The 18315-nt window shown below is 61.0% G+C and carries 21 protein-coding genes; 10 read left to right on the forward strand and 11 right to left on the reverse strand.

The window, feature by feature from the left end:
* Both C934_RS32380 and C934_RS0122425 read left to right on the forward strand, forming a co-directional pair.
* On the forward strand, positions 1-254 hold a 254-nt coding region (locus C934_RS32380), incomplete at its 5' end, for an integrase core domain-containing protein (protein ID WP_018858833.1).
* A gap of 114 nt (positions 255-368) precedes the next feature.
* On the forward strand, positions 369-1205 hold the full coding sequence (locus C934_RS0122425) for an MBL fold metallo-hydrolase (RefSeq protein WP_018858834.1): 837 nt from the start codon (positions 369-371) through the stop codon (positions 1203-1205).
* A 30-nt stretch (positions 1206-1235) separates the two neighbouring features.
* Here the strand turns inward: C934_RS0122425 and C934_RS0122430 are convergent, their stop codons facing one another.
* Complete coding sequence (locus C934_RS0122430; RefSeq protein ID WP_018858835.1) at positions 1236-1739, reverse strand: pyridoxamine 5'-phosphate oxidase family protein; 504 nt, start codon at positions 1737-1739, stop codon at positions 1236-1238.
* 174 nt (positions 1740-1913) lie between these two features.
* On the opposite strand from C934_RS0122430, the gene C934_RS0122435 reads away from it, so the two are divergent.
* Positions 1914-2660 carry a YebC/PmpR family DNA-binding transcriptional regulator gene (locus C934_RS0122435; protein WP_018858836.1) on the forward strand — a complete coding sequence of 249 codons (747 nt, stop codon included), beginning with the start codon at positions 1914-1916 and terminating at the stop codon, positions 2658-2660.
* 61 nt (positions 2661-2721) lie between these two features.
* Here the strand turns inward: C934_RS0122435 and C934_RS0122440 are convergent, their stop codons facing one another.
* The gene (locus C934_RS0122440; RefSeq protein ID WP_018858837.1) at positions 2722-3543 is read right to left on the reverse strand and encodes an anti-sigma factor family protein; all 822 of its coding nucleotides are present in this window, start codon (positions 3541-3543) and stop codon (positions 2722-2724) included.
* A complete protein-coding gene (locus tag C934_RS0122445; protein ID WP_113472030.1) occupies positions 3540-4295 on the reverse strand; it encodes a sigma-70 family RNA polymerase sigma factor in 756 nt (251 codons plus the stop codon). Before C934_RS0122445 ends, C934_RS0122440 begins: the two co-directional genes overlap by 4 nt.
* A gap of 292 nt (positions 4296-4587) precedes the next feature.
* Here C934_RS0122445 and C934_RS0122450 point away from each other — a divergent pair, with 292 nt between their 5' ends.
* The 4 genes from C934_RS0122450 to C934_RS32385 all read left to right on the forward strand — a co-directional run bounded on the left by C934_RS0122450 (position 4588) and on the right by C934_RS32385 (position 7151).
* On the forward strand, positions 4588-5562 hold the full coding sequence (locus C934_RS0122450) for an MBL fold metallo-hydrolase (RefSeq protein ID WP_018858839.1): 975 nt from the start codon (positions 4588-4590) through the stop codon (positions 5560-5562).
* A 21-nt stretch (positions 5563-5583) separates the two neighbouring features.
* Positions 5584-6060 carry a tetratricopeptide repeat protein gene (locus C934_RS0122455; RefSeq protein WP_018858840.1) on the forward strand — a complete coding sequence of 159 codons (477 nt, stop codon included), beginning with the start codon at positions 5584-5586 and terminating at the stop codon, positions 6058-6060.
* A 236-nt stretch (positions 6061-6296) separates the two neighbouring features.
* Entirely contained in the window at positions 6297-6785 is a 489-nt protein-coding gene (locus tag C934_RS0122465; RefSeq protein ID WP_018858842.1) for an invasion associated locus B family protein, read from the forward strand.
* Positions 6786-6788: 3 nt separating this feature from the next.
* Complete coding sequence (locus tag C934_RS32385; protein ID WP_018858843.1) at positions 6789-7151, forward strand: SH3 domain-containing protein; 363 nt, start codon at positions 6789-6791, stop codon at positions 7149-7151.
* Positions 7152-7167: 16 nt separating this feature from the next.
* Here C934_RS32385 and C934_RS0122475 read toward each other — a convergent pair whose 3' ends face one another.
* The 8 genes from C934_RS0122475 to C934_RS0122510 form a co-directional block, all read right to left on the reverse strand.
* The gene (locus C934_RS0122475; protein WP_018858844.1) at positions 7168-7503 is read right to left on the reverse strand and encodes a cytochrome C oxidase subunit IV family protein; all 336 of its coding nucleotides are present in this window, start codon (positions 7501-7503) and stop codon (positions 7168-7170) included.
* Between the two features lie 10 nt (positions 7504-7513).
* Complete coding sequence (locus C934_RS0122480; protein WP_018858845.1) at positions 7514-8239, reverse strand: heme-copper oxidase subunit III family protein; 726 nt, start codon at positions 8237-8239, stop codon at positions 7514-7516.
* 10 nt (positions 8240-8249) lie between these two features.
* Positions 8250-8960, reverse strand: coding sequence for a cytochrome c oxidase subunit 3 (locus C934_RS0122485; RefSeq protein WP_018858846.1), 711 nt, complete (start codon positions 8958-8960; stop codon positions 8250-8252).
* Positions 8957-10732 (reverse strand): cytochrome c oxidase subunit I, encoded by a 1776-nt coding sequence (ctaD, locus tag C934_RS0122490; RefSeq protein WP_018858847.1) that lies wholly within the window; start codon positions 10730-10732, stop codon positions 8957-8959. Before ctaD ends, C934_RS0122485 begins: the two co-directional genes overlap by 4 nt.
* Before the next feature lie 55 nt (positions 10733-10787).
* Positions 10788-11597, reverse strand: coding sequence for a cytochrome c oxidase subunit II (locus C934_RS0122495; RefSeq protein WP_018858848.1), 810 nt, complete (start codon positions 11595-11597; stop codon positions 10788-10790).
* 145 nt (positions 11598-11742) lie between these two features.
* Complete coding sequence (locus C934_RS0122500) at positions 11743-12129, reverse strand: c-type cytochrome (protein WP_026372005.1); 387 nt, start codon at positions 12127-12129, stop codon at positions 11743-11745.
* 192 nt (positions 12130-12321) lie between these two features.
* Entirely contained in the window at positions 12322-13323 is a 1002-nt protein-coding gene (locus C934_RS0122505; protein WP_026372006.1) for an LLM class flavin-dependent oxidoreductase, read from the reverse strand.
* A 120-nt stretch (positions 13324-13443) separates the two neighbouring features.
* Positions 13444-15759 carry a methyl-accepting chemotaxis protein gene (locus C934_RS0122510; protein WP_018858851.1) on the reverse strand — a complete coding sequence of 772 codons (2316 nt, stop codon included), beginning with the start codon at positions 15757-15759 and terminating at the stop codon, positions 13444-13446.
* 241 nt (positions 15760-16000) lie between these two features.
* On the opposite strand from C934_RS0122510, the gene ruvC reads away from it, so the two are divergent.
* From ruvC to ruvB, 3 genes are all read left to right on the forward strand, one after another.
* Complete coding sequence (ruvC, locus tag C934_RS0122515; protein ID WP_018858852.1) at positions 16001-16513, forward strand: crossover junction endodeoxyribonuclease RuvC; 513 nt, start codon at positions 16001-16003, stop codon at positions 16511-16513.
* Positions 16514-16547: 34 nt separating this feature from the next.
* On the forward strand, positions 16548-17165 hold the full coding sequence (gene ruvA / locus C934_RS0122520) for a Holliday junction branch migration protein RuvA (RefSeq protein WP_018858853.1): 618 nt from the start codon (positions 16548-16550) through the stop codon (positions 17163-17165).
* Between the two features lie 79 nt (positions 17166-17244).
* Positions 17245-18285: a Holliday junction branch migration DNA helicase RuvB gene (gene ruvB / locus C934_RS0122525; protein WP_007527359.1), complete on the forward strand. Its 1041-nt coding sequence runs from the start codon at positions 17245-17247 to the stop codon at positions 18283-18285.
* The last annotated feature ends 30 nt before the right edge of the window (positions 18286-18315 follow it).

The raw sequence follows: 18315 nt of genomic DNA on the forward strand, positions 1-18315 counted from the left end.
ATCCTTGGACGAACGGCCAGGCCGAGCGGATGAATCGAACCATCAAGGACGCCACCGTCAAGGTCTACCATTATGACGACCTGGAAAGTCTCAAGGCCCATGTCTTGGCCTTCGTCACTGCTTACAACTTCGCCAAACACCTCAAGGCGCTCCGATGGCGAACGCCCTATCAAGCAATCTGCAACGCCTGGACAAGGGACCCGTCAATCTTCAAAATCAATCCGCACCATCTCATTCCGGGACCACACACCTAGAGCCTTTCCCGCCATGACGCAAACGTGAGAAGCGACTCCGGATTTCAACTGGACCGCTGCTGCGCCTTGCCGCATCCTCCCGAGCCTATCCGTGAGAGCGCTGGAGGAAGTGGCATGAAGCCGCGTTTTCTTGTTTTCGCAATCGCCTGCCTGATGGTCCTGGTTGCCGCGGAAGCCGCCGCCGCTCAGGAGGAACGGCGAAACGTCAGCCAGTGCCAGGCCATCGCCCAATCGATCCCGCAAGCGACCTTTGCCAGCTTCACAGGCCCGTCACCGATCATCGGTGCCGGCGCCACCGACCAATCGGTTGCGCTGACCTACATCGGGCACTCCACCTTCCTCATTGAAACGCCAGGCGGCGTAACGATCGCGACCGATTACAGCGGCTGGTACTCGCCGCCACAGGCGCCAATGGTCGTCACCATGAACCGCGCCCATTCCTCGCACTATACTCTGGTGACCGACCCGGCCATCAAATATGTACTGCATGGATGGAGCGACGTCCCGGGCGAAAAGGCCAAGATCAACCTCGTGGTCGGAGACACCTACATCCGCAACGTCACAACCGATATCAGGGGCGGCTTCGGCGCGCCGCAGCAAGATGGGAACTCGATCTTCATCTTCGAGGTTGCCGGTCTCTGCATCGGTCATCTCGGCCATCTGCATTACGAACTGACGGAGGCCCACTACACGGACATCGGCCGGCTGGATGTCGTGATGGTGCCGGTGGATGGTGGGCTGACGATGGGTTCCGACAGCATGAGCCGCGTCATCAAGCGCCTGCGCGCCTCGCTGATCCTGCCGATGCATCAGCCGCGCCCACTGCAAAGCTTCCTGTCGATGTTCGGACCCGATTTCGACATCAGCTACGCGCCGACGAACACGATCTCCGTCTCGCTGCGCGCCTTGCCGAAAAAGCCGCTGATCTATGTCGCGAAGGGCATGCAGTAAAAGACCCGGACTGCACCGGGCCTATTCTCCTCAGGCGAACTGCAAGTGCTGCCTGATGCCGACATCGGGCATCTTGTCATCGTCGAGGTTGGCCTTGGCGATCTCCCAGCCGAACTTCAGCTTATTGCCTGTCGAAACCCAGATCTCGGCGTCGTCGACATGCATGGCGAGCATCGTGAGCTTCGGATCCTTCTTGCCGTCGTCATACCAGGCGGCGACGAGCGAGTTCCAATACTCGTCTACCTTTGACTGGTCGGGCCGCACCTCGATCTTGCCGGCAAGGCAGGCATGGTAGTCGTGATCCTTGCCGACCACGCAGAAATGCGCCCGAGTCCCCGGCTTGATCGCACGTACGATCGCCGCATCGGATTTCGTATAGAACCAGATCGTGTTGGTCTTCGGATCGGCGTTCGGCGCCATCGGCTGCATGTGCATGTCGGCCCCGTCCACGCCGAGCATACCGGCATGAATGTCGTTCACCTGGTCCCAGAGCTGGCGTGCCGGGTGTTCTCGCGCCTCGTTGAAACTAGCCATAGCACTTCCTTCCATTTCGAGGGTCCGTGGGTGAAACGTCAACTTCCTGGGGTTTGTTCCGCCATTCCGGATACACGGGCGACCGGCGCGACAGAGCCGTTTTCCCTTGAATGCGGCCAATTTCGCTCTTATAAGGCGGCCCATTCCTAACAATACGACGTGAACAGGGGTGCCATGGCTGGCCATTCACAGTTTAAAAACATCATGCATCGCAAGGGCCGTCAGGATGCCGTGCGATCGAAAATGTTCTCCAAGCTCGCACGTGAAATCACGGTTGCGGCCAAGGCCGGTCTGCCCGACCCTGCGATGAACGCCCGCCTGCGTCTGGCAATCCAGAACGCCAAGGCGCAGTCCATGCCGAAGGATAACATCGACCGCGCCATCAAGAAGGCTGCTGGCGCCGACGCCGAGAACTACGATGAAGTCCGTTACGAAGGTTACGGCCCGGGCGGCACGGCGATCATCGTCGAAGCCCTGACCGACAACCGCAACCGCACTGCCTCCAACGTCCGCTCGATCTTTACGAAGGCCGGCGGCGCACTTGGCGAAACGGGCTCGGTATCCTTCTCCTTCGACCACGTTGGCGAGATCACCTACAAGCTGTCCGCTGGCGATGCCGACAAGATGATGGAAGCGGCGATCGAAGCCGGCGCCGACGACGTCGAGACCGACGGAGAAGGCCACTACATCACCTGCGCCTTTGAGTCTCTTGGCGAAGTCGCCAAGGCCCTCGAGACCTCGCTCGGCGAAGCCGAAACCGTCAAGGCCGTCTGGCGCGCCCAGAACAACGTGCCCGTCGACGAAGAACGTGCCCAGTCGCTGCTGAAGCTGATCGACAGCCTGGAAGACGATGACGATGTCCAGAACGTCTACTCGAATTTCGAAGTCGACGAAGAGGTTCTGGCCAAGCTTTCGGCCTGAGACCTGCAAGGAAGCATCATGTTATCGCGCCGGCCGGATTGTTCCCGCCGGCGCTTTCGTTTCAAGGACGCTCTTCCTCGGGCGCCAAGCCGGCCTGCGCTATAAAATTCTTGCGGAATGCGGCAAGATCTTCGGCGCTGGCATCGGTTATCGCCCAGAACACCAGTCCGCCGCTCGACCATCGACTAATATTGTATCCCTCGCGTTCCGCGCTGCCCGGTGCCGTCGACGTACCCGGCCATATAAAGAGATTAATCACGTGTCCGCGGAGCCGATAGATCAGAGCCGCGACGACCCGTCCGCCAACGTAGTCGACCCTGCCCCCGATCAGGGGAAACCCCTGGGCCGCGAGATCGACGACTGGCGGAGAGAAGTCGATCTTGCCGTTGAACCAGGGCTTGACGGTGTGTCGATCCGAGGTCTGCACATCAGCCAGGTGATCGGCAAGCAGCGAGCGGACATGGCTGGCGACGATCTGATCTTGGATATCTATCCCACGCGGCAGATTGACGAACAGGAAGAGACTTGCGGCCAGCGCAGCAAGCGACGGCACAAGGCTCCATTGCCGGATGAACGCGAAGATCCGCGGCCAGATGCCGTTTTCGGCCGCAGCCGCCTTCTCCGGATCCACGGAGGCGGCAGTCGCGAGGGACAGGCTACTTAGGACCCGAGAACGCACTTCTTCCGGCGCGCGCCATTTGACCCCGTTTCCACCGATGACCTTCCGCATGGCAGTCACCCTTGCCAGCGCGGCGCTGCAGGAGGCGCAACCGGCAAGATGCGCCTCGAATTGCGCCGAATGGACCGAATCGAGCTCACCGTCGACGAAACCGTGCAGCATGTCGCTCCATTCGGGACAGGCTCTATGGCTTTCATCGCTCATGGCGCCACCCCGCTCTTTTCCAGGGCCAGCCAGGCTTTGCCGAACTCCTCCCGTGCCCGCGCGAGCCTGGACATGACGGTGCCGATCGGCGCGTCGATGATTTCGGCGATCTGCCGATAGGACAGGCTCTCGAGTTCCCGCAGCACCAGCACCTCCCGCATCGGGTCGGAAAGATCGCCGATGACCCGCCGTACGCGCTCGGACTCGCTCTTGCGGATCACGGACGCTTCCGGCGTGTCGTCGTCGGACGCGATCTGGCAAGTCGCGATATCCGCTTCACCGGTCGAGACGTCCTCGGCCATCGGCACTTCGAAATGCGCCTTCCGGCGGCCGTCGAGTAGCCAGGCGCGGTAGCAATTTCTGACGATCGAAAACATCCAGGCGCGCGGATCGCCGCCGCGATAGCCTTCGAAGCTCCGATAGGCGCGCAGGAAGGCTTCCTGGACGATATCTCCAGCAGCATCGGGATCGCGACTGAGGAAGCGGGCGAAATTGTAGGCGTCGTCCAGCTGCGGAAGGATGGCCTTCTGGAAGCGTTGCATCGTTTCGGCCGATGCGGCAGGCGTCCTCATCGTGGCCGCTTGCGGGTCGAGCAGCGGCCGCGTCATCGCCAACGACATGCCGATCATGGCGGAGAGGGCTTTCAGAAGGCGAGCCGCCATCCGCCCGGTACCGGCAATCGCCCGATCGGCACCTAATGGCGTGCGCTGGCATTCGAATGAAAGGAAATCCGCGATCTCAGCCTCTGTCATCGTCTTCCCCGGGTTCGGCCGACCGCATCGGATCGCCCTTATGCCTTCCGCAAGATAGATCGCCCTGACCGTCATTTTATTCCGTCCCGGCGCGATTTTTTTTCGAGGAAAGGCGTTCACGGGAAGGGTTCTGGATGCCGTCGCGAAAAATCTCTCATCGGTTTCATCGGCTTAGGAAGATTGCCCGGCATGCCGGGAATAACTGCCGGCCGGCCTCGATCTTGTCTGGCAGCGGCGGCACCCATTGTCGGGTTGCCGCTGCATCATAGCACCCGACAAGAGGAGACTTGCGATGTTCACCATGACACGCCGTACCGTTCTCGGCACCGCCGCCGCAGGCGCCGCCTTCGGCCTTGCCTCGAAACTGGAATTCGTTTCACCCGTCTTTGCCGAAACGCCCGACGAGCCGAGCGTCGGCTTCTACAGATATAGGGTCGGATCGGTCGAGGTCACCGCCATCTATGACGGTATCTGGCGAAAGCCGCACGACCCAGGCTTCATCAAGAACGCCTCAATCGAAGACACCAAGGAGGCGCTTGCCAAGGCCGGCCTGCCGACCGGTTTCATGCCGATCCCCCTCACCGTCGTCGTCCTCAAGATGGGCGACCGGCTGATCATGATGGATGCCGGATCGGGCGTCGGCCAGTGGCAGGCGAATGCGACACACCTACCCGCCAACATGGCGGCGGCGGGCATCGACTACAGGAAGATCAACACGGTCATGCTCTCACATTTCCATCCGGACCACGTCTGGGGCCTGATGGACAAGGGCACCAATGCGGCCGTCTTTCCCGATGCCGAACTGATCGTCAACGCAGCCGAGTATAGCTGGTGGACGGAGTCTGGCCGAGTCGAAAAGCTTGCGGAAAGCCGTAAGGCCGCCGGCCAGCGCATCGCCAATGTTTTCCCGAAATGGCAGAACTGGAAACTCGTCGAGGACGGCGCCGAGGTAGCGCCCGGCATCCGCATGATATCAGCGCCGGGACATACGCCCGGCCACTCCGTCTATCTCGTCGACGGCGGAAACGAACAGCTGATGGTGTCGGCCGACATCATGTACGTGCCCGCCTTGCTCGCCCCGCATCCGGAATGGCAGGGCGCCTACGACCAGGACGGGCCGATGGCGATCGAGACGCGCCGCAAGCTGATCGACCGCGTCATCGCAGACAAGATCGCGATCTGCGGCTCGCATTTTCCGTTCCCGGGCTCCGGCACCTTCGTCAAGGACGGCAACGTCTACGGCTTCACCCCCAAGATCCAGGCATGAGAAACTGAAGGAGAAACGATCATGAAGAGACATGTTCTGGCAGGCACGATCGCCTTGATCGCGGCAACCGCTGCCCTTCCCGCGATCCAAGCCGTTCCGGCCTTCGCCATCGACAATATCGAATCCACCAACGCGCCAGATTTGACGTCGGTGCGCGCCAAGATCGCTGCCGGGGATTATCAGGGGGCGCGGGACGAGCTTCGCGGCCTTGCCGAGGATACGCAGCAGGCAGACGTCTACAATCTGCTTGGCTTTACCCTGCGCAAGACCGGAGACTACCGGACCTCGCTGACCTATTACACCAAGGCGCTGGAGCTCGAGCCCGACCACAAGGCCGCCCGCGAATATCTGGGCGAACTCTACGTCGAGACCGGCGACATGGCCAAGGCGAACGACCAGCTCGCACGACTGACGACGCTTTGCCCGAACGGCTGCGAGGAGCGTGACGATCTTGCCAAGGCGATCGCTCAGAAGACGGTGCGGCAGACAGGCAACTGACATCCGGAACATCAGGCGAAGAGGAGCCTTAGGCCTGCGGGCCGGCCATGGAAGACATGACCGGCCTTTCGTTTTGGCCGTCCATTCACATCAGGCGATCGATCGGTCACACGTTCGTTACCCCCAGCCCGCCATTAAGGTCTCGGTAACCCTCGCCGACTTGAATGCGCCGCGTTCGCTCCAGCCGGTCTTTTCCAAGACCAGCGTCTCTCACACTTTCGGCGGGGAAAATGCCCATGAAAAGAATAGCTCTCGTACTCTCCTTCACTCTTGCCGGTGCAATTGCCGCCCATGCGCAGCCGACAATGGTCAAGCAGTTCGAGGACTGGGGCGTCTATTCCTACAGCAAGGGCGGCGAGAGGGTGTGCTATTTGCTGACAGTGCCGACAAGCAAGCAACCGGCAAGCGTCGATCATGGCAGCAATTACTTCGTGATCGGTCGGGCGCCGGGCGCCGGATATGAGCCGCAAGCGATCATGGGCTACGAACTGAAGCCCGGCTCCCGGGCCAAGATCGCAATCGGCGACAAGACGTTTACGATGTTCACCAGGGGCAAGTCCGCCTGGGTGCTTGAAGAATCGCGCGAGCATGACGTCATCAGCGCCATGCGCTCCGGTAGCGACATGACGGTCGAAGCGGTCTCCCAGCGCGGCACGGCGACCACCTATACTTATTCGCTGAACGGGGTGACCGCTGCCCTGAAGCGCATGGCATCCTGCAACTAGGCCATGGCACGCCGTCGATACCGTGCAGCACACCGGCTGGGCGTGCTGGCTGCCGGCTGCTTGCTCGGCATCGTGCTCTCCAGCCAAATGACATCCGCCGATGGCATCTCCGGCTGCATGCATCGCGCGCTGCTATCCAGCCACCGTACTGCGCTGATCGGCCCCTGGATGGCCTCGCCGGTGCCGATCCGCGCTACACCGCGCGCCTCGGCGAATGCCGTTGCAAAGCTCGCGGCGCGCGTCCGGGTCGCCGTCCGCTCATGTGATGGTACATGGTGCAATGTCGAGGTGACCGGCCATGACGTCGGCGGGTTCGTTCGCCAGTCCGCCCTATCGGGCGTCTATCCGAACGAGAAGATCATGTAGCCCTGCAACGGCCGACTCAGGGACCGGCCCCGCCGAGGAAGGCAAGCCGGGTGAAGATCGTGTAGTGCGACTCCGACGCCATCATCGCCACGAAGACGAGGACGAGCAGCGGCGGCAGCAATATCGCGTAGACGAGCGCCAGCCGTTCCCAGGCCATGTGCATGAAAATGGCAACGATCAGTCCGGCCTTTAGCATCATGAACACGATGATGAGCGTCCAGCGGGGATAGCCCTGGATACCGAGATAATCGACGAGATAGGAGAAGGTGCTGAGGACGAACAGCAATCCCCAGACGACGAGGTAGAGCCTGATCGGATGCTGTTGGCCGGAGTGTGCTTGTGCCTGTGCCATGGATGCGACCTCACCACAAATAGAAGAAGGCAAAGATGAAGACCCAGACGAGGTCGACGAAGTGCCAGTACAGGCCCATGATCTCGACGTTCTCATAGCTGCCCCTGCGGCTTGTGAAGAAGCCGCGCTGGCCCGTATCGAAGTCCCCGCGCCATACCTTGCGCGCGGTAACCAGCAGGAAGATTACGCCGAAGGTCACGTGCGTCCCGTGAAAACCGGTGATCATGAAGAAGGATGATCCGAACTGTGCCGCGCCCCACGGGTTTTCCCAGGGGCGCACGCCTTCGGTGATGAGCTTCGTCCATTCGAAAGCCTGCATTCCGACAAAGGTCGCGCCGAGCGCGGCGGTCAGAAGCAGCAAAGCGGCCGTTTTCCCGCGCTCGCGGCGATAACCGAAATTGACAGCCATGGCCATCGTGCCACTGCTGCTGATCAGGATGAAGGTCATGATCGCGATGAGGATCAGCGGGACCTCCTGGCCGCCGATATTGAGCGCGAAGACCTCGCTCGGATTAGGCCACGGAACCGGCGTCGACATCCGCGCGGTCATATAGGCCAGCAGGAAGCAGCCGAAGATAAAAGTATCGCTGAGGAGAAAGATCCACATCATGGCCTTGCCCCAGGAGACGTTCTTGAACGCCCGCTGGTCCGAGGCAAAGTCGGCCGCCACGCCGCGCAGGCCGGCGGGCGGCCCCATGGCGACGTCGTCGGTTTGCATTCGGGTCAGTTCGGCCATCTTCCACCCCTTAAGAAACGAGTTGGCGGCAGAGATCGACGAAGTCGTTTGCCCAGCCGGTAAAAAGCGCGAAGAGAAGCAGCCACACGACGAGCATGAAGTGCCAGTAGGTGGCGCAGAGCTCGACACCGAGGCGCAGCCTGGCGGAAGCGGCGGTGCCGCCTGCGAGCAAGCGCAATCTGGTTCGCGCAAGCACTGCCAGCCCACCGAGGATATGCAGGCCATGCAATCCCGTCAGCATGTAGAAGAAACTGTTTGCCGGGTTATCGGCAAGGACATATCCGGCCGCGACCAGCTGCAGCCAGGCGACGACCTGCCCGGCAAGAAAGAGCACTGCGGTCGCCAGCGCTATATCAAGCGCAAGCCGCAGGCCGTCACCGGCGCCCCGGCGCGCTTCAACCACCGCCCATTGCAGAGCCGCGCAACTGGCGATCAAGACAGCGCTATTCGCCCAAAGAAGCCGAGGAACGGGCATTGCCCACCAATCCGCACCGCTCATTCGCGAAAGATAAGCACTGGCCAACAGGGAAAAGAGCGCGCCGACCACCGCGAGGAAAATGCCGAGGCCGATCTTGGCGGTCGGGATCGGCGGCTTCGCCGGTCCCGCGATATCATCAAGCGTGCCGACCTCCATCCATGGCTTCGACATCATCCTCTGCCCGGACAGCCACCAGATGACGATTGCGGCTATTCCCGCGAGAAAGACAAGAACCACACTCATGTGTGCGCCCTCGACACTCCGGCCATGGGCGGCTGGTTCTGGGGTATGAAGTCTTCGGGAGCGCCGGGTACACTGTAGTCGTAGGCCCAGCGATAGACGATCGGAAGCTCCTTGCCCCAGTTGCCATGGGCGGGCGGCGTCTGAGGAGTCTGCCACTCGAGCGTCGTCGCTCGCCACGGATTGCCACCGGCCTCGCGACCGCGGAACAGACTCCAAATGATATTGAACAGGAACACCATCTGCGCCGCCCCGACGACAAGCGCCGCGACCGAAATGAACATGTTCAGGTCATGCACCGAAGGCGGAATGAAAACCGTGTCGCCAAGCTCGAAATAGCGCCTCGGCACGCCCACCAGGCCTACATAATGCATGGGGAAGAAGATCGCATAGGCGCCGATGAAGGTAACCCAGAAATGGATCCGACCGAGAACCTCGTCGAGCATCCGCCCGGTAATCTTCGGATACCAGTGATAGATTGCGCCGAAGACCACCATGATGGGCGCGACGCCCATCACCATGTGGAAATGCGCTACCACGAACATCGTATCGGACAGTGGCACGTCCACCACGACGTTGCCGAGGAACAGTCCGGTCAGCCCGCCATTGACGAAGGTCACGATGAAACCGATGGCAAACAGCATCGGCAGCGTCAGGTGGATATCACCCCGCCACAGCGTCAGCACCCAATTGTAGACCTTGATCGCGGTCGGCACGGCGATGATCAACGTTGTCGTGGCGAAGAAGAACCCGAAATTCGGGTTCATGCCGCTGACATACATGTGATGCGCCCATACGATGAAGCTCAGCGCCCCGATAATCACGATCGCCCAGACCATCATGCGGTAGCCGAAGATGTTCTTGCGCGCATGCGTGCTGATAAGATCGGAGACGATGCCGAATGCCGGAAGCGCGACGATGTAGACTTCCGGATGCCCAAAGAACCAGAAGAGGTGCTGGAACAGGATCGGGCTACCGCCATCGGATTTCAGCTGCTCTCCCATTTCGACAATCGCAGGCATGAAGAAGCTGGTGCCGAGCAGCCGGTCAAACAGCATCATGACGGCGGCGACGAAGAGCGCCGGGAAAGCCAGCAACGCCATGACGGTTGCTGTGAAAATGCCCCATACTGTCAATGGCATCCGCATCAGCGTCATGCCGCGCGCCCGCCCTTGCAGCACGGTGACGACATAGTTCAAGCCACCCATCGTGAAGCCGATGATGAAGATGATGAGGGACGAGAGCATCAGGATGATACCCCAGTCGCGCCCGCCTGGCGTACCTGACGTCAGTGCCTGCGGCGGGTAAAGCGTCCAGCCGGCCCCCGTCGGTCCGCCAGGGGCGAAGAAGCCCGCAACAAGCACGATCACGGCCAGCAGATAAAGCCAGTAGCTCAGCATGTTCGCATAGGGGAACACCATATCGCGGGCGCCGACCATCAACGGAATCAGGTAATTGCCGAAGCCGCCGAGGAAAAGCGCGGTCAGGAGATAGATCACCATGATCATCCCGTGCATGGTGATGAACTGGTAATAATGATCCGCATCGATGAAGGAAAAATAGCCGGGAAAACCGAGCTGTAGGCGGATCAGCCACGACAGCACCAGCGCCACCAGACCGATCGAAAAGGCCGTCACCGAATACTGAATGGCAATGACCTTGGCATCCTGACTGAAGACGTATTTCGTCCACCAGCTCCTCGGATGATAGAGCTCAACATCCGCCACCTCGGCGGGTGGGATAACATCGCCGGCACTGGTTGGAATATCAACCATCGCATGCCTTCCTTCCTCCTCCCGTTACGGCCGCTCCCCCGGCCGCAACGCCGGCCTACTTGGCCGGTTCAACCGCTGCCATCAGCTGCGAAAACGTCTGCTGCTGCGCGAGCCACGCCTGGTAGGCGTCCGGCTCGTCGACGACGACAGTCCCTCGCATCTGCGGATGTCCGACGCCACAAAGCTCCGCGCACAGCACTTCGAAGGTGCCCGTCCGCGTCGGCGTGAACCAAAAATAGGTGACCGAACCGGGGATCATGTCCATCTTCGCCCGGAACTCGGGAACGTAGAAATCATGCAGCACATCGATCGAGCGCAGGTGTACGCGGACCGACTTGCCGATCGGCAAGTGCAGTTCGGCGCCTGAGATGATGATGTCGTCGAGGCCAGCCGGATCGTTCCTGATCACGCCGAGCGGATTGTCGGCGGTCACCGCTCGATTGTCTGCCCTGCCGAGCTTGCCATCGGCGCCCGGCAACCGGAAATTCCACAGCCACTGCTGCCCTACGACTTCGATTTCGCCAGCATCCGGCGGCACCGTCACGAACTGGTTCCAGACGACGAGACCAGGCGCCAGCATCGCTGCCACACCAAGGGCCGTGCTGCCGGCAAGCCACCATTCCAGACGCTTGTTCTCGGGCTCGTAGGCGGCACGATTGCCCGGCCGATGGCGGAAACGAAAGATGCAGTAGGCCATGAAGGAGATCACCGCGACGAAGACGATGCCGGTGATCCAGAATGTAATGATGATGGTATTGTCGATGTAGTTCCAGTTCGAAGCGATCGGAGTCCACCACCACGGGCTGAGCAGGTGGAAAACCACCGACCCGATGACGATCAGACCGAGAACCAGCACGACAACCATGCGTTCCTCCCAATGCCCGGCCGGCTGTGGAAATTACCCGCAATCCGCTGGCACTTGCGTTAGGACTATCTCATAAACAAAACATCACGGCAATGGCGCGAAATGACGCCAACGAGCCGTCTGCCTCTACATCAATAAGCTGATTTCATTTCGAGAATTGCTTGAGATAAGCTAGCAGATTGGTGATATCGCCGTCGTCCTTCAGCCCGACGAACACCATCTTCGTACCCTTAACCTTCAACTTTGGGTCGTGAAGATAATCGCGCAGAGTCGCTTCGTCCCAGACCAACCCGGCTGTGCCCGCCGCCTTCATCGCCGCTGAATAGGCAAAATCCGGATGCGTCCCGGCTGTTCGGCCGAACAGGTGGTTCAGCGACGGCCCGACCTTGTTCTTGTCGGTGTCGGCAATATGACAGACCGCGCACTTCTTAAAGACCGTTTCCCCGGCCGCCACGTCGCCCTCTTGGGCGATTGCAGACGAGGCGGAAAGACAGATCAGTGAAATCAAAGCAGCAAGACCGTGGTAACGCATAGCAATCCTCATCCTCCAAAGGTTGCTCGAAACCGGCCGCGCGCGCGATTTGCGGCGTGCGCCGTCCATCACACTTGCGTCGCCACAACGCTGTGCAAACGACATGTGTGATCAAGCAAAGCTATGGTCCGGCTGCGTTAAGTCAATTCGCACAAATGGCTGTAGGCCACGAAGCGCCCGCGATGCGCGGCATTAGGCCGCAGCGCGAAGGAAGTTTCCAAGCCCGGCGAAAAGCTCGACCGATTTCAATCTCGCCTCGATATCGTGGATCGGCATGGAGATGATCACTTCATCCGCCTGCGTCTCGGCAAGGAATTCGGTGAGCTTTGCCTCCGCGGTCTTCGGCGACCCGACGACGGCATAGCGCAGCGTGTGCTCGACCGTCAGCTTCTCCATCGGGGACCAGAAGCTCCCCATATCGGCGACCGGCCGCGGAAACTGGCCACGCACATTGCGGCGCAGATTGACGAACTGCTGCTGGGCCGAGGTGAAATGGTATTGCGCCTCCTCATCCGTTGCGGCAACGGACCCCATGACACCAACCATGACATAGGGCTTGTCGAGCATGGCGGAAGGTGTGAAGCGGCTGCGATAGATGTCAATGGCATCAAGCAGCGAGTCCGGCGCAAAATGCGAGGCGAAGGCATAAGGCAGCCCCAACATCGCGGCGAGCTGCGCGCTGTAGAGGCTGGAACCCAGAAGCCAGATCGGAACGTTGGAATTCATGCCGGGAACCGCAAGGATCGCCTGGTTCTCGATCGGCGTGCCCAGCAACTGCTGCAATTCGACCACGTCGTTCGGAAAGCTCTGGGCCCCCGCATCGAGATTGCGCCGCAGGGCCTGGGCGGTCCGCATGTCGGTGCCGGGCGCACGCCCCAGGCCGAGATCGACGCGGCCCGGAAACAGCGCTTCCAGCGTTCCGAATTGCTCTGCAATGACAAGCGGCGAGTGGTTCGGCAGCATGATGCCGCCCGAGCCGATGCGGATCCGCTTGGTTGCCGCGCCGACGTGGCCGATCACGACCGCCGTAGCCGCGCTGGCAATACCCGGCATGCCGTGATGTTCCGCAAGCCAGAAGCGGTTGTACCCGAACCCTTCGGCCTTCTGCGCCATGCGCGCCGAACTCTCGAGCGACTGGCGGATCGTCCCGCCTTCTGGAACAGGAGAGAGATCGAGAATGGAGAAGGGAACCATGACGAAGCCTGTCGGTAATTGGAAGGACAGGTCTATGTAGGTGGCCGCTCGGCCCATTCCAAACGAGCGGGAAAGAAAAAGGGCCGGTCTCCCGGCCCTCGTTCATCTGCCGATCACGGTTCAAGCCCGACGTCGCAGCAGGTGTACCTCGGCGCCCTGGTGATGTTCCGCCTGCGCCAGCGTGAAATTCGCCAGCTGCCGGTCCATTTCGACCGCTTCGGTCGCGAGCCGATGGATCGCAGCCGTCGTTTCCTCGACCATGGCGGCATTCTGCTGCGTCATCGCATCAAGCTCTGAGACCGCGGAGTTGATTTGACGCAGGGTGTCGGCTTCCTCGCGCGTCGTTTCCATGATCTCGCTGATCTGGCCGTTGATTGCCTCCACATGGCTGCCGATCCCCGTCAGCGCGTCGCCGGCACGCTCAACGAGCGACACGCCCATCTCCACTTCATGCGTGGACTTCTGCAAGAGGCTCGATATTTCCTTTGCGGCACTCGATGAACGCTGTGCCAGTTCGCGCACTTCCATGGCGACCACGGCGAAGCCCTTACCGGACTCGCCTGCCCGTGCAGCCTCGACGCCGGCATTGAGCGCCAGCAGGTTGGTCTGGAAGGCGATCGCATCGATAACGGCGATGATCGAATTGATCTGGCGCGACGACGCCTGGATCGCCTCCATCGCGGCAATTGTCTCGCGCATGATCTGGCTGGAGCCGGTCGTCTCCCGCTTGGCGTCGCGGGCGATGCGTTCGGCCTGCTCCGCACGCTCGATCTGAACGCGGACCGACTGGGTGATCGCATCGATCGCATTCGCGGTCTCGGTGATAGAGGCGGCCTGCCGCTCGGTCCGACCGGCAAGCTCATCGGCACCGGTGCGCATTTCCTCGGAACCCGAACGCACGGCCATGGAGTTGCCGCCGATCGCCGTCATCGTTTCGCTGAGGGTAGCCAGCGCCTCGTTGAAGTTGACCCGGAGGCCTTCGAGTTCGTTCGGGAAGCGGGTCTCGATCTGATGGGCAAGATCGCCGTTGGCAAGGTGATGCAGGCCCTCGTCGATCGCCTGGACGACTTCCTGCAGGGTCCGTGCTTCCGCCTCGCGCTCAGCCATGTGCTGCTGGCGATCCCGCTCCGCGCGAGCCCGCGTTTCGTTGCTGGCAGCTTCCAGGTCGCGGCTCTCGACAAGCGACTGCTTGAACCGCGCCAATGCCTTGGCCATCGTGCCGATTTCGTCGCCGCGGTTCTGGCTGCCGATCTCGACTTCGAGGTTGCCGTCGGCGACGTCACGCGTGACGTCCGCGAGCCGGGCAAGCGGCGAGAACAGCAGCTTGGTGATGGCCCAGGTTGCCACGGCCATGATGATCAGAACACCAAACGCAATCATCGTCAGGAGCGTGGCGATCTCCAGCGAGCCAGCATTGAGTTCGCTGATGCGGACGCTTTCCACGACGAGGAAGCGGGAGCCCTGATAATCGATGCCGCGAACATAGGCTCGTGCCGAGCCATCGGCGCGATCGAAGTCGTCGACCGTCATGCCCTTGGCCGACAGCGCGTCCTTCGCGAAGGTGAAAGGCGTGGTATCGAGCGTTGCCAGCTGGCCGGACGAGTTTACGCCGATCGCCGATCCGTCATCCGAGATGATAGCGGCATGCGCCGTGCTACCGGACACGATGCCCTTGGCGAGAATGCTGGTGATGATGTTGTCGCGGACCTTGAAGAGCATCACGCCCTTCGCCGCGCCGAGCTTGACGATCGGCACGGCATAGAAGATTGCCGACTTGCCGTTCGCCGCGTCGACGCGAAGACCGGAAAAGCCGGTGGGGGCGGAATCGTCAGTCGCCTTTGCGGTGTTGGCGATCGCCTTGGCGAAGGCAAGGCCGGCGCCGGTCGCCTTCCATGCATCGGTCTTCAGGTTCTCCGCGAAATCGTCGTTCTTCTTGTAGGAGTAGAGGACGTTGCCATCGAGATCGGCGATCAGCAGGTCGCTGAAGGCGGTATTCTCCAGGTCGCGGGCCACTTCACCCTGCGTCGTTTCATGGTTGGAGTAGTAGAAGCCGCTTGGTGCCTGCGGCTTCACCAGTTTTTCGCGCTGGTCGGCCGGGTTCGGATTGTTGGTGATGAACACCTTCTTCAATTCGGCGCGCGCATCACCCGACGTCTTCTCGATTGTCTTCCAACCGCTCTTCAGGCTTGTAATCGACATCTGCAACGCTTCGATGCGCGCAATCGAGTTCGCCTGGTTTTCCAACTGCTCAAGCTGATCCTGCAGCATGTCGCCGCGGAAGATCAGGACGCTCTCCTTCGCCTTGAGTGCCTGCTCACCGGAAATGCGGCTGCTGGCGAAGTAAGCAAGCACGTTGATGACCGCAATCGACAGTGCGGTCAGCAGTATAAATGTCGCGATGACCTTGAAGGACAGGGATTTAAATCTCTGAACCATGAACGATGAACCCTTCCGGAACGGCTCATACCGGCAGAGCGTGGAACATCCTGCCGGCTGACCTGAAAACAGAAAACGGGAACCTTGCCTTCCTGAGAAGGGAGTTCCTCTGACATTTTGTGGATCAAAAGTCGGCTATGGAGCTTAAATTGCCGTAAACAGCGTGTGGCAAAAACAAGGAATGTTTTTGTTTTGTTCACATATCGATGGCAGTTATTTGGCGAGTGCAATAGGGTGAAGCATGCAAAATACGATTCGCATCATCGGCGTTGATCCGGGCCTGCGCCGCACGGGCTGGGGAATTATCGACACGCTCGGCAATTCCTTGCGCTTCGTCGCGTCCGGTACGGTCACCTCGGACGGCGACCTGGACCTGGCCTCGCGCCTTTGCCAGCTGCACGATGGCCTGGCGGAAGTCGTGCACAGCTATCAGCCTGATGAGGCTGCCGTCGAACAAACCTTCGTCAACAAGGACGCCGTTGCAACGCTGAAACTCGGGCAGGCACGCGGCATTGCCATGCTGGTCCCTGCCCGCGCCGGTTTGCCCGTCGCCGAATATGCGCCAAACGCTGTCAAGAAGGCGGTCATCGGTGTCGGCCACGGCGAGAAGCAGCAGATCCACATGATGCTGAAAATCCTGATGCCCAAGGTCGAATTCAAGGGCAACGACGCGGCTGATGCGCTGGCCATCGCCATCTGCCACGCTCATAACCGCGGCAGCAGCCGCATGCGGCAGGCGGCGCTTGCCGGCTAATCTTCACTGAAAACCCACCGAACGGACCATTTGCATGATCGGCAAGCTCAAAGGCACCATCGATGAAATCGGCGATGACTACGTCCTCGTCGATGTCCACGGCGTCTGCTACGTCGCCTTCTGCTCGGCGCGCACGCTCTCCCGCCTCGGCTCGGTGGGCGAGGCCTGTGTGCTTTTCATCGAGACCTATGTTCGCGAAGACCAGCTGAAGCTCTTCGGCTTCATGACCGCGCTCGAGAGAGAGTGGTTCATTCTCCTGCAGAGCGTACAGGGCGTTGGTGCAAAGGTGGCGCTCGCCGTCCTTTCGACCCTGCCTCCAAGCGAACTGGCGAACGCCATCGCGCTGCAGGATCGCACGGCAGTCGCCCGCGCTCAGGGCGTTGGTCCCAAGGTTGCCGTGCGCATCGTCACCGAACTGAAGAACAAGGCGCCGGCCTTCGCCGGAGAAGCGTCGGCCACCATCGGCCTCAAGCAGGAGCTCGGTGAAGGTGTTGCCGCTGCCCCTGTCGCCGACGCGGTATCCGCGCTGACGAACCTCGGCTATTCCCGCGACCAGGCTGCCAATGCCGTTGCCGCCGCAATGAAGACCGCCGGTGAAGGCGCCGACAGCGCCAAGCTCATCCGCCTTGGGTTGAAGGAACTGGCTCGCTGATCCAATTGCCCGAGCGGGTGCCAAAAGCGTTCGGCTTGGTGTATTGGTCACGAGCGTTTGAAGATTGGGAAATGCCAGCATGAGTGAAGCCGCGCGCCTGATATCGGCCGAGAAACGAGGCGAAGACCTGGATGTGACGCTGCGGCCGCAGTCGCTGGACGAGTTCACCGGACAGGCGGAAGCGCGCGCAAACCTGAAGGTGTTCATCGAGGCGGCGAAGAACCGTGGTGAGGCGCTGGATCACGTCCTTTTCGTTGGCCCGCCCGGCCTCGGCAAGACGACGCTCGCGCAGATCATGGCGAAGGAACTCGGCGTCAATTTCCGCTCGACGTCCGGTCCGGTTATTGCCAAGGCGGGCGATCTCGCCGCTCTACTGACCAATCTCGAAGAGCGCGACGTGCTCTTCATCGACGAAATTCACCGGCTCAACCCGGCCGTCGAGGAAATCCTCTACCCCGCGATGGAGGATTTCCAGCTCGACCTCATCATCGGCGAGGGACCAGCCGCGCGCTCTGTCAAGATCGACCTGTCGAAATTCACCCTCGTTGCAGCAACGACCCGCCTTGGCCTTTTGACCACGCCGCTTCGCGACCGTTTCGGCATTCCCGTCCGCCTGAGCTTCTATACCGTCGAGGAATTGGAGCTGATCGTTCGACGCGGCGCACGCCTGATGAACCTGCCCATGACCGACGAGGGTGCACGGGAAATCGCCCGGCGCGCTCGTGGAACGCCGCGTATTGCCGGTCGCCTGCTGCGGCGCGTGCGCGATTTCGCGGAAGTGGCGAAGGCTGAAGCCGTCACCCGCGAGATTGCCGATGAGGCGCTGACCCGGCTGCTCGTCGACAACATGGGCCTCGACCAGCTCGACAAGCGCTACCTCAACATGATCGCGGTCAATTTCGGCGGCGGCCCCGTCGGCATCGAAACCATCGCCGCAGGGCTTTCCGAACCACGCGACGCGATCGAGGACATCATCGAGCCCTACATGATTCAGCAGGGTTTCATTCAGCGCACCCCACGCGGCCGCGTCCTGACCGCGACGGCCTGGAAGCACCTCGGCATGCAGCCCCCAAAGGATCTGGAAGCGGCACAGTTTCGCTTGTTCCAGGAGGACGACTGACGCTTGCGGGTTGCCCGTCAAGAAACGGAG

This window comes from Rhizobium sp. 42MFCr.1, assembly GCF_000377185.1.
In the GTDB taxonomy this organism is placed as follows: Bacteria; Pseudomonadota; Alphaproteobacteria; order Rhizobiales; family Rhizobiaceae; genus Rhizobium; species Rhizobium altiplani.